Source organism: Falseniella ignava (assembly GCF_002847645.1).
Taxonomy (GTDB): domain Bacteria; phylum Bacillota; class Bacilli; order Lactobacillales; family Aerococcaceae; genus Falseniella; species Falseniella ignava.
This window is the reverse complement of sequence record NZ_PKHE01000011.1, coordinates 1-19,756: the sequence shown is the minus strand read 5'-3', so window position 1 is coordinate 19,756 and position 19,756 is coordinate 1. Positions and strand designations below refer to the sequence as shown.

Genomic DNA, 19,756 nt, shown 5'->3' with positions numbered 1-19,756 from the left:
GTCACAAAAATAATTTAACACTGATGATTTCGACATCAAATCTATAATTGATACCTTAACACCGCAGAGTAATAAAGGATGAACAATATGTCAGACTTATTATCCCTACCAGACATTAAAACAATAGAACCACCGCAAGAAAATGAAACCGATATGATGTTTAAAGTTGAAGCAGTCGGACCACCTGAACGTTGTCCTGAATGTGGTTTTGACAAGTTGTACAAACACAGTTCAAGAAATCAACTAATTATGGATTTGCCCATTCGTTTAAAGCGAGTGGGCTTACAATTGAACCGTAGACGATACAAGTGTCGTGAATGCGGATCTACCTTCTGGGAACGCCTAATATCTGTAGATGAAAAGCGTAGTATGACCAAAAAGCTTTTAAAGTCCATTCAAGATCAATCCATGTCTAAGACCTTTGTAGAAGTCGCAGAAAGCGTTGGTGTTGACGAGAAAACTATTAGGAACGTTTTTAAGGACTATGTGGCACTCAAAGAACGTGAATACCAGTTTGAAACTCCTAAGTGGTTTGGGATAGACGAGATACATATTATCCGTAGACCTCGGCTTGTATTGACTAATATTGAACGCAGGACTATTTATGACATCAATCCAAACCGTGACAAGGAAACAGTCATCCAACGTCTTTCAGAAATCAGTGACAGGACTTATATTGAGTACGTCACAATGGATATGTGGAAGCCTTACAAAGACGCAGTGAACTCTATCCTTCCACACGCTAAAGTTGTCGTAGATAAGTTTCATGTAGTTAGAATGGCTAATCAAGCCTTAGATAACGTCAGAAAGTCTTTGAAAGCCCATATGAGCCAAAAAGAAAGACGTACCCTTATGCGTGAAAGGTTTATCCTTCTAAAGCGTAAACACGATCTAAATGAACGTGAATCATTCCTCTTAGATACTTGGTTAGGTAATCTTCCTGCTTTAAAAGAAGCCTATGAACTCAAAGAAGAGTTTTACTGGATATGGGATACTCCTGATCCAGATGAAGGTCGTCTTCGTTATAGTCAATGGAGACACCGTTGTATGTCCAGTAACTCTAAAGACGCATATAAAGACCTCGTGAGAGCCGTAGACAACTGGCATGTCGAAATATTCAACTACTTTGATAAAAAAGGCTCACTAACGCTTATACGGAGTCAATTAACAGCATTATTAGGCAGGTAGAGCGAATGGGTAGAGGTTACTCGTTTGATGCCTTACGAGCCAAAATCCTTTTCAATGAGAAGCTCCATAAAAAGCGTAAGCCACGATTTAATTCAAGTGCTTTCAATAAAGCTATGTTATACGATACTTTCAATTGGTATGAAGTGAATGATCACGACATTACAGACAACTTTGGTGTCGATTTTTCCACACTTATTAAGAATTTGGAGAAGGGTGATTTATAAGCCCTTTTCCACCATGAAATCCGAATACCCTAAATTTTTAGGTTATTACGGTTGAATTTCAATAAAATATTCAGTATAATCAATATTGTTCGTTAAATTTACGGGAGCGGATGGGTTCTGGTGTGCCCTCTGGTCTTCAAAACCAGTATGAGGGGTTAAGAGCTTCTCGGGTGAGTTCGATTCTCACACGTTCCCGCCATGAATATAAACAGCCACTTGCTTTTTGCAAGTGGCTGGTTTTTTATTATCTACGAACCATATCGGTTTTATTTTCATAAGCAGTAGTAAAGAAAGAGATGGCGATGGCAAGAATCGCTGCACTGAAAAAGCCATCGATAGATACTCCACTAATCATTTTTGCGGCCAGTAAAACCATAAACACATTAATCACTGCATTAAATAGCCCCAAAGTAATGAGATTGACTAAACATCCTACTAATTTCAAGATGTTACCTAAAAAGAAATTAAAAATTCCAAGTACTAAAGCAAACAATAATGCACTAAAAAATCCTGAGACAACAATTCCGGGTAAATAATGGCTTAATATTAAAGTAACAATGGCAGTAATAATTAAGTTCATATTTTCTCCTCCTATCTAAATATAATTATAGCAGAAAAAAGGAAACATAGGATAGGTCTAGAGACCTATTTCGAAAATGATGGCATTATGACTAATACAGCTAACGTAACAGAATAACCTCAAAAAGTATAACTGTTATAATACAGGAAACAAATGTTGTTATAAAAAGGTTTATCTGTATTAAAAATCTATATTTTATATTGACAAATATGCGATTATCGATTATGATGAGATTGTTAAGAAAATCACAATTAAAAATCAGGAGGAAAGAGAGATGGAAAAAGTTCAAGATACTTCGATGATGCACGCTTGGGACGAGTTCAAAGGACATGTATGGCAAGAGGAAATTAACGTTCGAGATTTTATCCAACAAAACTACTCTTTATATGAAGGGGATGACAGTTTCTTAGAGGGAGCTACAGCAGCAACTTTTGAGTTATGGGATCAAGTTATGGACTTGACCAAGCAAGAACGTGACGCTGGTGGAGTTCTTGATATGGATACCAAAGTTGTATCGACGATTACTTCTCATGATGCAGGCTATTTAAATAAAGATTTAGAGAAAGTTGTCGGGTTCCAAACCGATAAACCATTCAAACGTAGCTTACAACCATTCGGTGGAATTCGTATGTCGGTAAATTCAGCTGAAGCCTATGGCTATCATATTGACGATGAAGTCCAACATATCTTTACTGAATATCGTAAAACACATAACCAAGGTGTTTTTGACGTATATACGCCTGAAATGCGTGCAGCACGTCGCTCTGGTGTTATTACAGGATTACCAGATGCATACGGGCGTGGACGTATTATCGGTGATTATCGTCGGGTAGCATTATATGGTGTAAATCGTCTTAAAGAAGAAAAACAAAAAGATTTCGCCAATATTGGCTATGGTACTATGACGAACGATGTGATTCAACTACGTGAAGAAGTCTCTGAACAATATCGTGCATTGGATGAACTCATCGAACTAGGTAATATTTATGGATTTGATTTATCACGTCCAGCCGAAACAGCGCAAGAAGCATTCCAATGGTTATATTTAGGATATCTTGCAGCCATCAAACAACAAAATGGGGCAGCAATGTCACTCGGTCGTGTCTCAACATTCCTAGATATTTATATTGAGCGTGATTTACGTAACGGGATTTTAACTGAAAAAAGAGCTCAAGAATTGGTCGATCACTTTGTCATGAAATTACGTTTGGTGAAGTTTGCTCGAACACCAGAATATAACGAATTATTCTCTGGAGACCCAACTTGGGTAACTGAATCAATTGCAGGTGTGGGTGTGGATGGACGTCCACTTGTTACGAAAAACTCATTCCGCTTCTTGCATACTTTATCCAACTTAGGACCTGCTCCAGAACCAAACTTAACTGTTTTATGGTCACCGAAATTACCAGAAAACTTTAAGAAATTTGCAGCGAAGATGTCGATTGAAACATCCGCCATTCAATATGAAAATGACGAAGCAATGCGTCCAATCTATGGCGATGATTACGGTATTGCATGTTGTGTTTCTGCTATGGAAATTGGTAAACAAATGCAATTCTTTGGAGCACGAGCAAACTTAGCAAAAGCTTTACTTTATGCGATTAACGGTGGTGTTGATGAAGTCTCTAAAGTACAAGTCGGGCCGGCTTACCAACCAATTACTTCTGAGGTTCTAGGCTACGACGAAGTAATGGAAAAATATGATGATATGATGGAATGGCTTGCAGGATTATACTTAAATTCATTAAATGTGATTCATTATATGCATGATAAATATAGTTATGAAAGTCTTGAGATGGCTTTACACGATACTGAGGTATTACGTACAATGGCTACTGGTATTGCAGGTTTCTCAGTTGCCATCGACTCTTTAGCGGCGATTAAATATGGTACGGTTCGTACGATTCGTGATGAAACAGGTCTAGTTGTTGATTTTGAAGTTGAAGGAGACACACCGAAGTACGGTAACAATGATGATCGTGCAGACCAAATTGGAGTAGAATTACTGAAATCATTTATGTCTAAAGTGAAAAAACATCCAACTTACCGTGATGCTAAACATACGACTTCGATTTTAACGATTACTTCGAACGTTGTATATGGTAAGAAGACAGGAAATACTCCAGACGGACGTCGTGCCGGTGAACCATTTGCACCTGGCGCCAACCCAATGCACGGACGCGATACGCATGGAGCACTTGCGAGCTTACTATCGGTCGCAAAAATACCTTATGAATATGCTTTAGATGGTATTTCAAATACGTTCTCAATCATTCCTAAAGCTTTAGGGAAAGAAGAAGACATTCAACAAATGAATTTAGTTTCCTTATTGGATGGTTATTCTGTTGAGGGTGGACATCATCTTAACGTCAACGTATTTAACCGAGATACCTTGCTTGATGCAATGGAGCATCCTGAAGACTATCCACAATTAACAATTCGCGTCTCAGGTTATGCTGTTAACTTCATTAAATTAACTCGTGAGCAACAACTCGATGTAATTAATCGAACCATGCATGAGTCAATGTAAATTTAGATTTTTAATAAGATTTGTATAGGAGGAACTGAATGATGGTGACATCTGTGAATCGTCAAAAGGATCAGATTAAAGGATATATCCATTCGACCGAGAGCTTTGCCTCAGTGGATGGTCCAGGAATTCGGTTCCTTGCTTTTATGCAAGGGTGTCGGATGCGCTGTCAATTCTGCCATAATCCGGATACTTGGAAGTTGACAGGAGGTAAAGAATATACACCCCAACAGTTATTTGATGAAGCAATTAAATATCGATCTTTTTGGGGTAATAATGGAGGGGTAACTGTTAGCGGAGGTGAACCGCTCCTTCAGCCAGAGTTTATTTTAGAATACTTTAAGCTATGTAAGGCGCAAGGGATTCATACAACGATTGATACTTGTGGAGCACCGTTTACACACGAAGAGCCTTTCTTCAGTGTATTTGAAGAATTAATGGAGTATACGGACCTCTTGTTATATGATATTAAACATATTGACTCCCAGGGACATCTTGAGCTAACAGGACATTCGAATCAACCGATTCTTGAAATGGCACGTTATCTCTCAGATATTAAGAAACCGATTTGGGCTCGACACGTACTAGTCCCTTATCGGACAGACTATGATGAATATTTGCAACGTCTGTCTGATTTTATTCAAACATTAGACAATGTTCATAAGGTAGAAATCTTACCTTATCATAAGTTAGGCGTTTATAAATATGAAGCCTTAGGTATTCGCTATCCTTTAGAAGGGATTGAGCCGCCTACTGCAGATCGCGTTGAAAATGCACGCCGCATTTTACGTTGCGATCAATATACGAAGTATTTAACGGATTAATCCGATTAAAAATATATTGGTATTCGCCAATCGATTTCACTCGATTGGCGATATTTTTTTGAGAGGGAGTGACTTTACATTTCTTGACATTCAAGCATGTTATGTTAAGCTATAAGTGTATCTTTGCGGGGGCGTTCCGGTTTCGACAGGTATTCTTCGTGCAGGTGATGCGTCAAGGAGGTTGCGACTCCTTAATAACGCTACAGTTAAATATAACTGCAAACAATACAAACAACAATTTAGCTTTCGCAGCGTAAAAAACTGCTAGCTAAGATCAGTCTAACTTCTCCCATGAGTTAGTCACTGGTCTCAAATGAAGTGGGATACGTGTACATTCTCCGTCTGTGAATGTACAAAGAGATAATCAGACTCGCTAATACTGATGCTTGTTTATCGGCTAAGTTGCGGCTAACTCTAAATAGATAAACTATTGACGTAGATTCACCTGATACGTGATATTTGGACAGGAGTTCGATTCTCCTCGCCTCCATAATACAATATATATTGATTTTAAAATGTTTCATTTAGGCTTGATATGACAATGTTTTTCAGAAACAAAACTTCAATCAATTTCAAAAAAGTCATGTAAAAATCATGTAATTTTCAAGGATAAAAGGTTTTTTGTCAAATAGGATTGATAAAATAATTTCTTTGGAATTAAGCTGCTTTTTGTAGCTTGGTTCCTTTTTTTGTGATTCTTATTGATGAAATAGATTATAAAGCATTACATATCTTCTACGAACAAGATGGAAAGGTAAAACTATTGACGAATGACTATGCAAGACGATAATCGTGTTTAAGTAGAGCGTATCTTAATGATTGATTACGGTAATGGCTTAGGTGGAAAAATATAAAATAATACGATTGATTTAATCCGAAAAAAGTTTGATGCGAATAAAATTTATTTGAAAACGCAAAATCATGCGACTGATTATTATAAACGTGAAGGTAAACTGAGCAATCAGAGGGAATTATGCAAAGAGATATTCCTCATCTCGAAATGGAGTTAGAACTTTAATCTTTAATCGAGTATAATGAATGCAATTAAAATATAAACTAGAGGATGTAGAGTAGATGGAACAATTTTTTATCTTTAGTGAGCACACGCTAGCACCACTTGTTATTCATATGTTGGAATTGATTGGAATCTTTCTGATTGCAATGGGATCATTGCGGGCGTTTTGGCGCCTTCTTTGTTCGGGATTTAATTTCTCAGATCGCAGCACTCAAATTATGTTAGGTGAATCATTGGCGATGGCTTTAGAGTTCAAATTGGGTGCCGAAATAATTAAGTCGGTAATCGTACGTGACTTGTCCGAATTAATTATTTTAGGATTTGTTGTCGTATTGCGAATTGTCCTGACATTTGTGATACATTGGGAATTGAAACAAATGGATGAAGATAATTATCATGACACGATCGCTGAGGAGCAGCAAAATGCGGCAGCCTTCAAAGAGAAAATATAAAAAATAACCTTACTAAATTGGTTTGGTTAAACCAAAATAGCGGGTCTTTTTCAAAAAAGTTGGATAAAACACTTTTTGGAAATTAAGCTACTTTTTGTAGCTTAGTTCTTTTTTTGTCTCCCGTAAAACATACCCTCTCGATATAAGAAAGGTGACAGGAGTGACGATAATATGGAAAGAACTTAAATTTGATTTAAACACGGTCACTAACTAAATAATTACCTTTAAAATAGATATTGTGGTCTTTTATTTGAAAGTAATTTCGTCTAGCAATAGACATGCGTAGATGTTCCTTTCTGTTATTACTTGAATTTTTTAATATAAAGGACATCCGTGTTTTGAATATAAAGATAGGGTTGATGAATTTTTCATCAACCCTATTCATTATAGAATATTAAATTTATCGAAATAAGATAATTGGATTCGAAACATTGGTGTAGTGGTTCTTATTTTTTAAAGAAATTGAAGATGCCACGCATAAAGTTCGTAATCGGATTATCACGATGATTGGTTAGTGTTTGTTCTTCTATTTCAGGCTCTTCAGTCGTTTCAATGCTGGTTTCTTCTTGAACGACAACTTCTTTTGTAATTGTCGGTAAATCTTTTTGGTATAAATCCGGATAATCTAGCAAGCCGTCTAATAAAATTTCAATTTCCCAGTAAGATGAGTAAGCTTCTTCAAATACTCCCATAGCGATTGCGATATAATTGCGACCGTCTTGAGAACCTGTTGCGACAAAACATTTACCAGCGGAGTTTGTGAAGCCAGACTTCAATCCAGTAACACCTTGACGCGCATAAGTACCGCCTTCAAGTAGTTGGTTCATATTATAGAGTGGCCGCTCTTGGCCAGTGCCTTCCATAAAGATATAGTCTTTGGTTTGGGCGATATCTAGGATGAAAGGTTTTTCTTCAATAATATGTTTAGTCACTAGTGCAAGGTCGGCAGCAGACATCATATTTTGGTGTGTATCATTTGACCCTGGCATCCAGAAAGATTCAGGGACATCAAGGTTTGGAGCGCCGGAAGTTGAGTAAAGGGCAACATCAGTGATATTCCACTCAGCTAATTTATTAATCATCGCCTCGACTCCTGCTTGCTCACTGCCGTATAATTTCCACATCAGAGCAGAAGTGGCATCATTAGCTGATTCAATCATAACAGCGTAAATTAAATCTTTGACAGGGTATTCTACTTCTTCCTCTAAGCCCACATTGCTTAGTTCTGGATTATGAGAAATACCTTCAACAATTTCTTTAGGAATGGTAATTTTATCATCCATTTTAAGCTGGCCTTGGTCGATCGCATCTAGAATTAAATAGGTAGAAATAACTTTGGTCATTGAAGCGATTGGATAAGGTGTGGTCGCAGATCCCTGTGCTAAGATTTTTTCCGTTTCTTGATCCACAACGATATAAGACCGTGAGTCGATATTTTTATTATAAAATTCGAGTAACTCAGTTGGGTAATCAGCAGGCATTTCTACAGGTTCAATTTCGCTAAAGTCAAGATTGCTTTCTAAGTCTGGGGTTTTACTCATACTATATACTGTCGGTGAAGAAAGATTCAAAGTAAGAATCAATCCTATGACTAGTGAAAGTATATTTCGAGTGAGTGATTGCATTTAAGGTCCTCCTAATTTCAAGATTCTTAAATATTATAACGAATTATGAAAAGAAATAAAAGGTTAATCGCCGCTTAAATAATTAGCAATTAACATTTATTAAGATGATAGGTATCAACAAATCATTAGGTTTTGGTATAATATGAAATGACTGGGAGGTGAGTCCGCCATGAAGCAGGTACAAAGTATGCTTCGAGATTATGAAGCGTTCAGTTTTTTTGCATTAACCGGAATTATGTTCTTACCGGTATATTTCCATTTACCTTTGGCACTGATGGTTATTTTCTATCTATTTTATGAACAACGCAAATCGTTAGTTGATATGATTACGGCTCAACCGGTATTGATGATTGGACTCATTTATGCCATGTTGAATGCTTTAATTAATCAAAACTATTTAGGGACCATTGTTCCAGTGGGCTATTTAATCTTATACTTGCTTTCTCATATTTATTTAAAATGGATTACACCATATCGCTATGAGAAGTTAATGGCATTAGTAATGATTGGGAGCGGCGTAGTGGCTGTATTATCTTTAATTAAGTATTTGATTTATTCGCTTCAACATGGTTATGGGATTTTTTATATTTTCAAATACTCTAATATTCAAACTCGAGCAGAGGGGACATTTTTTAATGCGAATTATTATGGCATGTTTTGCCTTTTTGCGGTAGCGGTCGGCTTGTATTTAATAAAAAAAGAAACTAAGATTTTACGACCCCGTTTGCTTTATTTACTAATTGGTTTAAATTTAATGGCGATTGTTTTAACAGCTTCACGCATCGTATTGCCATTGGCAATTTTCGTTTTTGTAGTATTTTATAGTATGCTCCAGCCTAAACGATTGATACCACTCGGGGGAGTACTTGGTCTTAGTGTAATTCTTCTGATCGCTTTTCCGAATATTTTTCCAAGATTTACTTCCTTAGTTTATGCTTTTGAAGATCGCTTTAATATTTGGCATGTTGGTTGGGAAATATTTATGCGTAATCCTTTATTTGGTTATGGACCGATGAGCTACTCTCATTTATTCCATCTGTATACAGATAAAGCGGATATTCACTCCCACCAATTGTATATCAACTTATTAGCAAATTACGGGATTATTGGGGTGGCGTTATTACTTTTTATTGCAAAGAATATAATTCGTAGATTTTTTAAAGCGATGTGGGCTGATCGGACACCAGAAGCAGCGTTGTTTGTGACGATTGTGATGGTAATTCTCACCCATGGTCTTGTCGATGTGGCAATATTGTGGACACAATCGTTCTATTTTGCAATCATTATTACGATTCCACTTATTTATCAAAAAATATAAGAGAAAGGCTTGTTTCTAATAAATAACTGTGGTATTATATAGCAGTTGACAAAAACAAGTAGAAACTGGCCGTTTCTCGCCGCGTACGTTTAGGTATTGTGGCAAATATTAAGTAATCCTTCTTCATCGGAAGAACTATAGGGTTTATTTAGTGCGGCGAGTTTGTAATCAAACTTGCTTTTTATTTTGTCGAAAAAAATATGGAGGTGTCGGAGTATCGTTAAAGACTTACCAATTAATGAGAATATCCGGGCGCGCGAGTTAAGAGTCATTGGAGATAATGGTGAACAAATCGGTGTCAAATCATTAGACGATGCATTAACCATTGCTGAATCTTTTGAGTTGGATTTAGTATTAGTATCACCAAATGCAAAGCCGCCGGTTGCCAGAATTATGGATTATGGCAAATACCGTTATGAGTTGCAAAAGAAAGAAAAAGAACAGCGTAAAAATCAACGCGTGATTGCTGTTAAAGAGATTCGCTTAAGTCCATCGATTGAAGAGCATGATTATCAGACAAAATTGAGACAAGCTATTCGTTTCTTGGAAAAAGGCGACAAAGTTAAAGTGTCGATTCGTTTCCGTGGCCGTGAGATTACCCATAAAGATATCGGTAAGGATGTAATTGAAGATTTTATCGATGATACTTCAGAAATCTCAGTGGTAGAATCTCGGCCTAAAATGGAAGGCCGCAGTATGTTTGCAATTATTGCGCCAAGTACTGACAAGTAATGTCAATGATATTAAGGAGGATTTATTATGCCTAAAATGAAAACACACCGCGGTTTAGCCAAGCGTGTTAAAAGAACTGGATCTGGAAAATTAAAACGTTCACGTGCGTTTACTTCTCACCGTTTCCACGGTAAGACGAAAAAACAACGTCGTCAATTGAGAAAAGCGGAATTAGTTAGCCAATCAGACTACAAACGTATTAAGGATCAAATTTACAACTTATAATTCGGTACTAAGGAGGAATAAATATGGCACGTGTTAAAGGTGGATACGTTACGCGTCAACGTCGTAAGCGTACAATTAAACTTGCAAAAGGATATTATGGAGCAAAGAGCTTAAACTACAAGATGGCTAAGCAACAAGTGATGAAATCTCACATGTATGCTTTCCGTGACCGTAAACAAACAAAACGTAATTTCCGTCGTTTATGGATTACACGTATTAACGCTGCAGCTCGCCAAAACGATATTAGCTACAGCCGTTTAATGAATGGTCTTAAAAAAGCTGGAATTGAAATGAACCGTAAGATGTTAGCAGAAGTAGCGGTTCATGATGCAGATGCATTTGCTCAACTATGCGAGCAAGCAAAAGCAGCGTTAGCATAATTAATTTTGATGAACCTTCACTCTAATATGGGTAGAAGGTTTTTTTGATAAGGAGGAGCAGATGTCATTGCATATTTTATTTGATTTAGATGGAACTTTGCTTAATTTTAGAGAAGCGGAATATGATGCGCTCGCATCATTGTTTAATCATTTCTCGATGGATTCAGCTGAAGAAAATTTCCAACTGTTTTCTCAAATTAATCAGTCACAGTGGGACTTATTTGAAGATAATCTCGTAACATTGACTCAGTTACGGTTCAATCGATTCAAGCAATTTTTAGAAGTTTTAGGCAGCGATTTAGACCCCTCTTTGGTGGCTACCTATTATGAAAATCAGCTAGCCCAAGGAGCCCATTTGATTACGGAAGCTCACGAATTAATGGGACAACTGCATGGGAAGTATTCATTATATGCTGCCACTAATGGCATCGAACATATCCAAACGCAACGTCTCGCTAAGAGTGGATTAGATCATTATTTTGAGAAGGTATTTATTAGTGAAGCAATGGGGGTCTCTAAACCGGATACGGCTTATTTTAATCATGTGTTATCAGCTATTGAAGCGGAGCCGAGTGACGTTATAATGGTTGGCGATAGCCTCAACTCAGATATCTATGGTGGAAACCAATCGAATCTGACAACGGTTTGGTACAACCCCCATAACCATGAATTACCTATTGATATTGATCGTAGACCTAATTATCAAATTCAACATTTGATGCAATTGATTTCTATATTGCCATAAAATAAAACCCGTCCTTATTTTTGGATGGGTTTGTTTTTAACTAGTTTTAAAAGTCGTTTCGATTGCCGTTTTTGATGATGAATAATATTTTCTTCGACAATGGAATCAATTTCTTCTAACGCTTGTTTGCAAGTAATCGGCCGGTTTGTTAAAACTCGTCCTTCGTGATGATTAAATTCAAAAATCACTAATGAAGGTGACTGTGTTACTTGCAGTTCCTGTGCAATGCGTTGATCTTTGATAAATAATTGTCGTACAAAGTCACTTCGATAATCTGACATAAAAGTTTCCACGTCGCATTGGAGGTCTTTTGCAATTGAGATAAAATGATCTTCGTCGAGCGTGAAAATATCTGATTTTGCCAATTCTTGTATGCGAAGTAAGAATAAGCGCCCAATCTTTTTGCCTTGAATGCATGCCGCCTTATAAGCGATGGCAGCTTGATAGACCGCACGGTATACTTGATTACGTAATTGTAGATTGCTGGCGTCCATTTGGTGACGTCGCATGTAATCTTGAATTAAATTTTGGTTTAATAAAGGTAAAATATGGAAATCTATTTTAGAGGTAATTAAATGTGGTAATTTAAGTATTTCCTTTTCTGAAATATAACAAGATTGGCCAAGTGGGTTCACGAATAAATATAATTCAAGATAACTCGCTACGCCATTGTGTCGATATTCAATGCGATATTGATTCATGATTCTCCTCCTATCAACCATTCTTATACTTGTATACTAACAAACTCTTATCATAAATCCTAATGATTCGCTTAAACGGATAGATAGGTGAAAGATAATTCAACTAACGTAGGTCATTCTATGGTAAAATAGACAAGGTATAAAGTAAATGACAAGTTGATTAATGATTTAAAAGGAATGAAAAAGTATGATTGAGGATAATTTTATAGATAATTGGGATATTTTCCTAGCGCCATATGCCCAGGCTGTCGCAGAACTGAAGCTAAAATTGAAAAATATCCGTAATGAATATCGTACCCATCAAAAGCATGCACCCATAGAATTTGTTACGGGTCGGGTTAAGACGCGTGAAAGTATTTTAGAAAAAATGGAAGTTCGACAAATCGCACCGCAAGATATGTTAATTGGAGTGCAAGATATTGCAGGTATACGTATTATGTGCCAGTTCGTTGAAGATATTTATGAAGTGGCTAATTTATTGATTGAGCGGACGGATTTTAAAGTGATTTTAATCCGCGATTATATTCGAAATCACAAGCCGAGTGGTTATCGTTCATACCATATGGTAGTCGAGTATCCTGTTCATGGTGCCAGAGGGATTGAACCTGTTATCGTTGAAATTCAAATTCGTACCTTAGCAATGAATTTCTGGGCTACAATTGAGCATTCATTAAACTACAAATATCAAGGTGAGTATCCTGAACATATTTTAAAGAGATTAGAGCGTGCTTCGGAAGCGGCTTTTCAACTAGATCAAGAAATGTCTGAGATTCGTGAAGAAATTCGTGAGGCGACTCATTTCTTTGAACAGCGAAAAATTAAAAATATTCCGAATTACGTAGTTCAACAGGAAGGGGAACGTCGTGAATAAAGTACTGGTCTATTCCAATGCCCATAAAGAATCTCTTAAAGTTAAAGAAGTTTTAATTGATTTGTTAGCTAAAGCTTCTGTGAGAGTTATTACCGATAAAGAAGTTCCGGATTACATTATCACCATTGGAGGAGACGGAACCTTTCTCCAGGCTTTTCATCGCTATTACCACTTTTTAAACACAAGTCATTTTATCGGTATTCATACGGGGCATCTGGGATTTTATACCGACTGGTTAGCAGATGATTTAGAGCAAGTGGTCACTTGTGTGACACAATCTTCGACGCAGACGCATTCTTATCCGTTGCTTGAAACATTAATAACCTTTAACAATGGTACGCAACGAAAGATGCTCGCTTTAAATGAAATGACGGTGCGTTCTAATTCGGGGACGATGGTATGTGATGTAATCATCAAAGATTATTTATTCGAAACCTTTCGAGGTGACGGACTATGCGTTGCAACACCAACGGGTTCAACTGGGCTCAGTAAATCTTTGGGAGGGGCCGTCTTATCACCACAACTGAATGCCTTGCAGCTGACAGAGATGGCTTCGATAAATAATCGAGTATATCGGACTCTTGGTTCACCTTTAATTATTACTGAAGATGAATGGATTGAATTGGTTCCACAAAATAAACTATGGATTGATTTAACCATCGATAATATTAGCTGGCAAGATGTAGAATTAGCGAAAATTCAATGTCGAATTGCTGACGAACGATTGCACTTAGCTAATTTTAAACAAATTGAATTTTGGGACCGAGTTGAAAATTCATTTATCGGTGTCAATCGAAATGAATTAAGATAAATGAGAGAGGAAATAGGATGAAAAAAATTAAAGGGATTATTATACTCTGCTTAGGACTATTTGTTGTAGGATGTGAAGCATCAAACACTAACGGCAATATTCCAACGGCAGCACAACTAGAGAAGCAATATGAGCATCGGATTGATGCGCCAATTACCTTTGCGGACGATGAAAAACTATTAGAATTAGATGCAAAGGACAAAGAAGCTCGCTATCAAGCGCTTGATGAAATTGTGACAAATTATCAAAGTAATCAAGCTGCCCAAGATTACTCACAAATAGAGCTTATTGATTCTGAAATGGCATTAACAGAAATCCTTGATGCGTCCTCAACGTCGCCACAAGTCATTTATTTTGGGTTTGACGAATGTCATTATTGCAAAGCGTTTGCGCCTAAGATTAATCAAATTGCGAAAGAATTAGATGTCACCATTCATTACTACAATACTGACGCACATCAAGAAGATGTTACTTTCCAAAATATTATTGAGACTTATGAAATCACGACTGTTCCACGCATATACATTGTTAAAGATGGACTGCCAACGCAAAGTTTAAACCATCATTCATCAATGGCGGATATTGAAGCTTTTTTTAAGACTGCTACACAAGACTAGAGGACTTTCTATGGAATTCAAGTATCAATACCAAGGCGAGCGACCGTTAATTTTACGAGAATTCTTAGTTCAAAAGCAATTACCGAGTAACTTTATAAAAAATGTGAAATATCAAGGCGGTCAGATGTTGGTGAATCAACAGCCCGTTACTGTTCGTTATATGTTGCAACCGAATGATTTAGTTACCATTGTTGCGCCAGTAGAAGTAGGACATGAGACTGTGATTGCTTCGAACGAACCTTTGGATATTCACTATGAGGATCGAGATTTTTTGATTGTGAATAAACCAGCAGGCCTCCTTTCGATTCCATCGATGTTAAATCCAGATGATTCGGTCGCCAATCGGTTGAAAGGATATTATCAACAGAAAGCATATCCAGACCAAGTAATCCATGTGGTTACCCGATTAGACAAGGATACTACAGGATTAATGTTAATTGCTAAACATCGTCTCGCACACGCTTTTTTTGATCGACAATTGAGAGAGGGAAAATTAACGCGGCAATATTTAGCGCTCAGTCATCGATCTATTTGGCCAGACCATGGTTTTATCGACTCACCCATTGCTAGAAGCGATGATTCCATTATTACTCGTACGGTTTCTCCAACAGGTCAGGCTGCGTTAACCGAGTTTTGGCTTCAAAATCAATATTCTCAAGGGGCACTTTTAAAGTTACAACTCTACACAGGTAGAACACACCAGATTCGGGTTCATCTAAGTCATCTTGAGGGCGCATTAATTGGCGATACGCTTTATGGTGGAGTTTACCATTATAATATGCAAAGACCTGCGCTTCATTGCCATTTACTAGCGTTTCATCATCCTTTTACTGAACAGCCGATGCTTTTTAGACAGGAATTACCTGATGATATGCAGCAATGGATCAATAATAATTAATTAAAAACCGTATGGACGGCTTCAAATTAGCCGATAAATAAGGTAAACTATAGGTGTATGCGAAAGAATAGAAAGAGAGTGATATAAAATGACCGAATTATCCACTGAATCAAGAAAAAGACTAGAAGCTGTGGTTGAATTAACTTCCATTCCATCACCAACAGGACACACAGCTCGAATTATCGATTTTATTGGTAAGAAATTATCTGCCTTAAATGTTGACTATCAAGTGACCCATAAAGGAGCTATTTTAGTTACCATGAAAGGGAAAAATGATGAGCAACATCGTTTTGTCACAGCCCATGTGGATACGTTGGGCGCTATCGTTCGTAGCGTAAAACCAGATGGTCGTTTGAAGATTGATCGTATTGGTGGGTTCCCATACAATATGATTGAAGGAGAATACTGTACCGTTCATTCAAGTTTAACAGATCGAGAATATACGGGAACAATTTTATTACATCAGACAAGTACACACGTATACCGCGAAGCTGGAACGCTAGAGCGCAACCAAAGTAATATTGAAGTGCGTCTAGATTATGAGGTGAAATCACCAAAAGACGTTGAAGAGTTAGGGATTCAAGTTGGGGACTTTATTTCATTTGACGTACGTCCAGTTATTACAGAAGAAGGCTTTATTAAATCACGTCACCTAGATGATAAAGTAAGTGTTGCAATTTTACTTGAAATTATTGAAAAAGTAAGTAAGGGACAGCTAGATCTAGCGCACACTACACATTTCTTTATTTCAAATAATGAAGAGATTGGCTATGGTGGTAATTCTAATATTTGTGATAAGACGGTTGAATATCTTGCAGTCGATATGGGAGCAATTGGTGATGACCAAGCCACCGATGAGTATACTGTTTCGATTTGTGTGAAAGATGCTTCGGGTCCATATCACTTAGGTTTACGCAACCATTTTGTGAAACTTTGCCAAGCAAATGAGATTGGCTATAAATTAGATATCTATCCATTCTATATGAGTGATGCTTCTGCTGCAATGTCAGCGGGAGTCGATGTTCGCCATGGACTGATCGGAGCAGGAATCGATGCGAGCCATGCTTATGAACGAACTCATTCAAAATCTGTCGATGCGACGTATCAATTAGTTGAGGCGTACTTACAATCTGAATGTATCGGCGAATAAATGATATCGTAACGAATTAAAGGAGTTAAATGATGAATCAATTATCGCGGAGTATATTCGGCTATAATCCAACCCAAACGGACCAATTATTAAAAGAGCAGCAAGAAAAAATTAACCGCCTAGAACAACAAATCTCAGAATTGGAAGAGCAACTGGCTTCGTATGTTGAGATGGAAGATTTATTAAAAGAAAGTATTGTTGACGCAAGAATGCGTGGCAATGAAATTCTCGATGAATCACACGTAAAAGCTAACCAACTTATTGATCGAACGAACCACCAAGTGTACGAATATAAATCAGATATTGCTAACCAAGGAACGGGATTAGTCGAAGCAGGTCAAAATCTACAAGACCAATTAATCCAAATGAAACAAAATATGCAAGATATTTTGGCTAAATTTCAAAGTGAGCTTGATAGTACTGATTTTAAAGCGTATTTTCCAAAAGATTCTGTTGCGACTTTTAAGTTGCATATCGATGAACTCGAAGGTGTGCACGAGATGGAGCCCACGGTGAATCAATCGAAAGACACGATCAATAATCAAAATCCATTAACACGTGAAGAAAAAGCAAACTTGAAAAGCATTATTCACGAAGTCATGGCCAATGAGGAGTTAAACGATCAAACGGAAACAGTGACTTCGAACTTAAAAGTAGTTAAGTAATTTATAACACTTCGTTTGAAATCCGATCATCTATAGGGTTCACTCTTAAGATGTTCGGGTTTCTTGTTGAGAAGATTATTAAGGAGAAATGCATGAATATTAATATTGTCGAAGAAGTGAATAAGCGCCGAACTTTTGCGATTATTAGTCACCCTGACGCGGGTAAAACGACGATAACAGAAGCTTTGCTATTATTTAGTGGCGCGATTCGTGAAAAAGGGACGGTCAAAGCTAAGGGGAAGAAATCGAATAAATTTGCAAAATCAGACTGGATGGAGATTGAAAAGCAACGGGGTATTTCAGTCACCAGTTCGGTTTTGCAAGTGCACTACGATAATCATCAAATCAACATTGTTGATACACCCGGTCATGAGGATTTCTCCGAGGATACATACCGTACCTTAATGGCCGTTGACGCCGCTGTGATGGTAGTCGATTCGGGGAAAGGGATTGAGCCTCAAACAAAACGATTATTTGAGGTTGTAAGTCATCGAGGGATTCCGGTCTTTACTTTTATGAACAAATTAGACCGAGACGGCCGTGAACCGTTAGAATTAGTTGCGGAACTCGAAGAAGTACTAGGTATTAACGCCCATATTATGAACTGGCCAATGGGAATGGGTAAAAGTTTGATTGGTTTATATGATTTATACAATCAACGCTTAGAATTGAGAAATCCCCAAGACGATGAAGATGATTTATATTTACCTTTGAATGATCAAGGAGATGTGGATGGCGATTATGACTTTAAGGAATCTTCTGTCTATCAACAAGCGATGGAAGATGCCATGCTGTTATCGGAGGCGGGTAACCCCTTTGACTTAGAGCAAATTCAACAAGGAAAACTTACACCTGTCTTTTTCGGATCAGCTTTAACAGGATTTGGCGTTCAAACATTTTTTGATGCTTATGTGGATTTAGCGCCACATCCTAGCGCGATTGAAACAGAAGATGGTCAAGAAGTCGAACCTTATTCAGAGGACTTTTCAGGTTTTATTTTTAAAATTCAAGCAAATATGAATCCTGCTCACCGAGATCGTATTGCTTTTATTAGAATCGTATCTGGTGTTTTTGAACCTGGAATTAATGTTACCCTTGAACGAACAAATAAGAAGTTGCGTATGGCGCATACGACACAATTTTTAGCGGATGCCCGAGAAGAAGTACAGTTGGCTGTCGCAGGAGATATTATCGGCCTATATGATACGGGGAATTTCCAAATTGGAGATACCATTTATAATGGAAAAAAAGTGAAGTTTAAACCACTCCCTCAATTTACGCCAGAACTTTTTATGCGAGTAACACCTAAAAATGTGATGAAGCAAAAATCTTTCCACAAAGGAATGGAACAATTGGTTCAAGAAGGAGCAATCCAACTTTATAAGACGTATCATACGGAAGAATATATTATTGGAGCAGTAGGTCAACTGCAATTTGAAGTATTCCAACACCGATTACTCCATGAATATAATGCTGAAATTGTGATGACCCCGATAGGTCATAAAGTAGCCCGTTGGATAGATCCAGCGGATTTAGATCCGAATATGTCTTCGAGTCGTAATTTGTTAGTGAAAGACCGATTCGATCAACCTCTCTTCTTATTTGATAACCAATTTGCTGAAAATTGGTTTAAGGATAAGTATCCTGAGATTGAATTAAAGTCATTGTTATAATGGAATAGATGGCAAAAGTAAATTTTGATTGTTGAAAACGCCTTTTAATGATATGCTACTAGTATATCGAAATAAAATAATGAGTAATTTTGGAGGAATCATATGGAGAAGAAAGAATTTACAATTATTGCTGAGACTGGGATTCATGCACGTCCTGCAACATTATTAGTTCAGGCTGCAAGTCGTTTTGCTTCAGAAATTAACCTTGAATACAAAGGCAAATCTGTTAATTTGAAATCAATTATGGGAGTCATGTCACTTGGTGTAGGACAAGGTGCTGAAGTTACGATTACGACCGAAGGTGAAGACGAAGTTGAAGCAATGGAAAGCATTGTAGAAACAATGAAGAACGAAGGTTTATCAGAATAATTTAAAACAATTTTTTCTAGCCATGCGACATATATCGCATGGCTATTTTTAAGTGCGCCCAGCATGGGCGTTAACTTGGCGGTTCAAGTCCGCTACAGGCTTTGCAGTAGGAACTGTTAGCTAAGGGCAAGGGTGTCCGTCGTGAGGCGGAATCTGAAGGAAG

The 19,756-nt window shown here is 37.4% G+C and carries 19 protein-coding genes, 1 tRNA gene, 1 other RNA gene and 1 pseudogene; 19 read left to right on the top strand and 3 right to left on the bottom strand.

What is annotated here, in order from left to right; translation table 11 throughout:
* Positions 1-87 precede the first annotated feature (87 nt).
* Positions 88-1,412 (top strand): annotated as a pseudogene (locus CYJ57_RS04935) (ISL3 family transposase).
* 102 nt (positions 1,413-1,514) lie between these two features.
* Positions 1,515-1,611 (top strand) — tRNA-Sec (locus tag CYJ57_RS07815).
* 45 nt (positions 1,612-1,656) lie between these two features.
* On the opposite strand, the gene CYJ57_RS04930 is transcribed toward CYJ57_RS07815, so the two are convergent.
* A complete protein-coding gene (locus tag CYJ57_RS04930) occupies positions 1,657-1,992 on the bottom strand; it encodes a phage holin family protein (RefSeq protein WP_101954307.1) in 336 nt (111 codons plus the stop codon).
* A gap of 301 nt (positions 1,993-2,293) precedes the next feature.
* Here CYJ57_RS04930 and pflB point away from each other — a divergent pair, with 301 nt between their 5' ends.
* The 4 genes from pflB to CYJ57_RS04910 all read left to right on the top strand — a co-directional run bounded on the left by pflB (position 2,294) and on the right by CYJ57_RS04910 (position 6,813).
* Positions 2,294-4,522 carry a formate C-acetyltransferase gene (gene pflB / locus CYJ57_RS04925; protein WP_101954329.1) on the top strand — a complete coding sequence of 743 codons (2,229 nt, stop codon included), beginning with the start codon at positions 2,294-2,296 and terminating at the stop codon, positions 4,520-4,522.
* A gap of 41 nt (positions 4,523-4,563) precedes the next feature.
* A complete protein-coding gene (gene pflA, locus CYJ57_RS04920) occupies positions 4,564-5,346 on the top strand; it encodes a pyruvate formate-lyase-activating protein (protein WP_101954328.1) in 783 nt (260 codons plus the stop codon).
* Between the two features lie 127 nt (positions 5,347-5,473).
* Positions 5,474-5,839: a transfer-messenger RNA gene (gene ssrA / locus CYJ57_RS04915) on the top strand.
* Between the two features lie 581 nt (positions 5,840-6,420).
* Positions 6,421-6,813: a DUF1622 domain-containing protein gene (locus CYJ57_RS04910; protein ID WP_006702122.1), complete on the top strand. Its 393-nt coding sequence runs from the start codon at positions 6,421-6,423 to the stop codon at positions 6,811-6,813.
* Positions 6,814-7,259: 446 nt separating this feature from the next.
* Here the strand turns inward: CYJ57_RS04910 and CYJ57_RS04905 are convergent, their stop codons facing one another.
* Positions 7,260-8,354 (bottom strand): D-alanyl-D-alanine carboxypeptidase family protein, encoded by a 1,095-nt coding sequence (locus CYJ57_RS04905; RefSeq protein ID WP_180764398.1) that lies wholly within the window; start codon positions 8,352-8,354, stop codon positions 7,260-7,262.
* Positions 8,355-8,607: 253 nt separating this feature from the next.
* On the opposite strand from CYJ57_RS04905, the gene CYJ57_RS04900 reads away from it, so the two are divergent.
* The 5 genes from CYJ57_RS04900 (at position 8,608) to CYJ57_RS04880 (ending at position 11,838) form a co-directional block, all read left to right on the top strand.
* On the top strand, positions 8,608-9,756 hold the full coding sequence (locus CYJ57_RS04900) for an O-antigen ligase family protein (RefSeq protein WP_101954305.1): 1,149 nt from the start codon (positions 8,608-8,610) through the stop codon (positions 9,754-9,756).
* Positions 9,757-9,939: 183 nt separating this feature from the next.
* Positions 9,940-10,488 carry a translation initiation factor IF-3 gene (gene infC, locus CYJ57_RS04895; protein ID WP_415751411.1) on the top strand — a complete coding sequence of 183 codons (549 nt, stop codon included), beginning with the start codon at positions 9,940-9,942 and terminating at the stop codon, positions 10,486-10,488.
* Between the two features lie 27 nt (positions 10,489-10,515).
* Positions 10,516-10,713, top strand: a complete 198-nt coding sequence (gene rpmI / locus CYJ57_RS04890) for a 50S ribosomal protein L35 (RefSeq protein WP_006702127.1) — start codon at positions 10,516-10,518, stop codon at positions 10,711-10,713.
* Positions 10,714-10,736: 23 nt separating this feature from the next.
* The gene (gene rplT, locus CYJ57_RS04885; protein WP_006702128.1) at positions 10,737-11,093 is read left to right on the top strand and encodes a 50S ribosomal protein L20; all 357 of its coding nucleotides are present in this window, start codon (positions 10,737-10,739) and stop codon (positions 11,091-11,093) included.
* Between the two features lie 61 nt (positions 11,094-11,154).
* On the top strand, positions 11,155-11,838 hold the full coding sequence (locus CYJ57_RS04880; protein ID WP_101954304.1) for a YjjG family noncanonical pyrimidine nucleotidase: 684 nt from the start codon (positions 11,155-11,157) through the stop codon (positions 11,836-11,838).
* A gap of 14 nt (positions 11,839-11,852) precedes the next feature.
* Here CYJ57_RS04880 and CYJ57_RS04875 read toward each other — a convergent pair whose 3' ends face one another.
* Positions 11,853-12,539: a DsbA family protein gene (locus tag CYJ57_RS04875; protein WP_180764397.1), complete on the bottom strand. Its 687-nt coding sequence runs from the start codon at positions 12,537-12,539 to the stop codon at positions 11,853-11,855.
* A gap of 187 nt (positions 12,540-12,726) precedes the next feature.
* Here CYJ57_RS04875 and CYJ57_RS04870 point away from each other — a divergent pair, with 187 nt between their 5' ends.
* The 8 genes from CYJ57_RS04870 (at position 12,727) to CYJ57_RS04835 (ending at position 19,593) form a co-directional block, all read left to right on the top strand.
* On the top strand, positions 12,727-13,410 hold the full coding sequence (locus CYJ57_RS04870) for a GTP pyrophosphokinase (RefSeq protein WP_006702131.1): 684 nt from the start codon (positions 12,727-12,729) through the stop codon (positions 13,408-13,410).
* Complete coding sequence (locus CYJ57_RS04865) at positions 13,403-14,221, top strand: NAD kinase (RefSeq protein ID WP_101954302.1); 819 nt, start codon at positions 13,403-13,405, stop codon at positions 14,219-14,221. The genes CYJ57_RS04870 and CYJ57_RS04865 overlap by 8 nt, the downstream gene beginning before the upstream one ends.
* Before the next feature lie 17 nt (positions 14,222-14,238).
* On the top strand, positions 14,239-14,838 hold the full coding sequence (locus tag CYJ57_RS04860; RefSeq protein ID WP_101954301.1) for a thioredoxin family protein: 600 nt from the start codon (positions 14,239-14,241) through the stop codon (positions 14,836-14,838).
* A 10-nt stretch (positions 14,839-14,848) separates the two neighbouring features.
* Complete coding sequence (locus CYJ57_RS04855; RefSeq protein ID WP_101954300.1) at positions 14,849-15,736, top strand: RluA family pseudouridine synthase; 888 nt, start codon at positions 14,849-14,851, stop codon at positions 15,734-15,736.
* 88 nt (positions 15,737-15,824) lie between these two features.
* Positions 15,825-16,886 (top strand): M42 family metallopeptidase, encoded by a 1,062-nt coding sequence (locus CYJ57_RS04850; RefSeq protein ID WP_101954299.1) that lies wholly within the window; start codon positions 15,825-15,827, stop codon positions 16,884-16,886.
* A 32-nt stretch (positions 16,887-16,918) separates the two neighbouring features.
* Positions 16,919-17,551 (top strand): DivIVA domain-containing protein, encoded by a 633-nt coding sequence (locus CYJ57_RS04845; RefSeq protein WP_101954298.1) that lies wholly within the window; start codon positions 16,919-16,921, stop codon positions 17,549-17,551.
* Positions 17,552-17,643: 92 nt separating this feature from the next.
* Complete coding sequence (locus CYJ57_RS04840) at positions 17,644-19,224, top strand: peptide chain release factor 3 (protein ID WP_006702138.1); 1,581 nt, start codon at positions 17,644-17,646, stop codon at positions 19,222-19,224.
* A gap of 102 nt (positions 19,225-19,326) precedes the next feature.
* Complete coding sequence (locus CYJ57_RS04835; protein ID WP_006702139.1) at positions 19,327-19,593, top strand: phosphocarrier protein HPr; 267 nt, start codon at positions 19,327-19,329, stop codon at positions 19,591-19,593.
* Positions 19,594-19,756: the final 163 nt, after the last annotated feature.

Bases quoted from the DNA above. Each gene is read 5' to 3' on its own strand.
- CYJ57_RS04900 (WP_101954305.1), top strand. From the start codon at position 8,608: ATGAAGCAGGTACAAAGTATGCTTCGAGATTATGAAGCGTTCAGTTTT.
- CYJ57_RS04840 (WP_006702138.1), top strand. From the start codon at position 17,644: ATGAATATTAATATTGTCGAAGAAGTGAATAAGCGCCGAACTTTTGCG.
- CYJ57_RS04870 (WP_006702131.1), top strand. From the start codon at position 12,727: ATGATTGAGGATAATTTTATAGATAATTGGGATATTTTCCTAGCGCCA.
- CYJ57_RS04860 (WP_101954301.1), top strand. From the start codon at position 14,239: ATGAAAAAAATTAAAGGGATTATTATACTCTGCTTAGGACTATTTGTT.
- CYJ57_RS04835 (WP_006702139.1), top strand. From the start codon at position 19,327: ATGGAGAAGAAAGAATTTACAATTATTGCTGAGACTGGGATTCATGCA.
- CYJ57_RS04880 (WP_101954304.1), top strand. From the start codon at position 11,155: ATGTCATTGCATATTTTATTTGATTTAGATGGAACTTTGCTTAATTTT.
- CYJ57_RS04910 (WP_006702122.1), top strand. From the start codon at position 6,421: ATGGAACAATTTTTTATCTTTAGTGAGCACACGCTAGCACCACTTGTT.
- CYJ57_RS04855 (WP_101954300.1), top strand. From the start codon at position 14,849: ATGGAATTCAAGTATCAATACCAAGGCGAGCGACCGTTAATTTTACGA.
- rplT (WP_006702128.1), top strand. From the start codon at position 10,737: ATGGCACGTGTTAAAGGTGGATACGTTACGCGTCAACGTCGTAAGCGT.
- CYJ57_RS04845 (WP_101954298.1), top strand. From the start codon at position 16,919: ATGAATCAATTATCGCGGAGTATATTCGGCTATAATCCAACCCAAACG.
- rpmI (WP_006702127.1), top strand. From the start codon at position 10,516: ATGCCTAAAATGAAAACACACCGCGGTTTAGCCAAGCGTGTTAAAAGA.
- CYJ57_RS04850 (WP_101954299.1), top strand. From the start codon at position 15,825: ATGACCGAATTATCCACTGAATCAAGAAAAAGACTAGAAGCTGTGGTT.
- pflA (WP_101954328.1), top strand. From the start codon at position 4,564: ATGGTGACATCTGTGAATCGTCAAAAGGATCAGATTAAAGGATATATC.
- CYJ57_RS04930 (WP_101954307.1), bottom strand. From the start codon at position 1,992: ATGAACTTAATTATTACTGCCATTGTTACTTTAATATTAAGCCATTAT.
- pflB (WP_101954329.1), top strand. From the start codon at position 2,294: ATGCACGCTTGGGACGAGTTCAAAGGACATGTATGGCAAGAGGAAATT.
- CYJ57_RS04905 (WP_180764398.1), bottom strand. From the start codon at position 8,354: ATGAGTAAAACCCCAGACTTAGAAAGCAATCTTGACTTTAGCGAAATT.
- CYJ57_RS04875 (WP_180764397.1), bottom strand. From the start codon at position 12,539: ATGAATCAATATCGCATTGAATATCGACACAATGGCGTAGCGAGTTAT.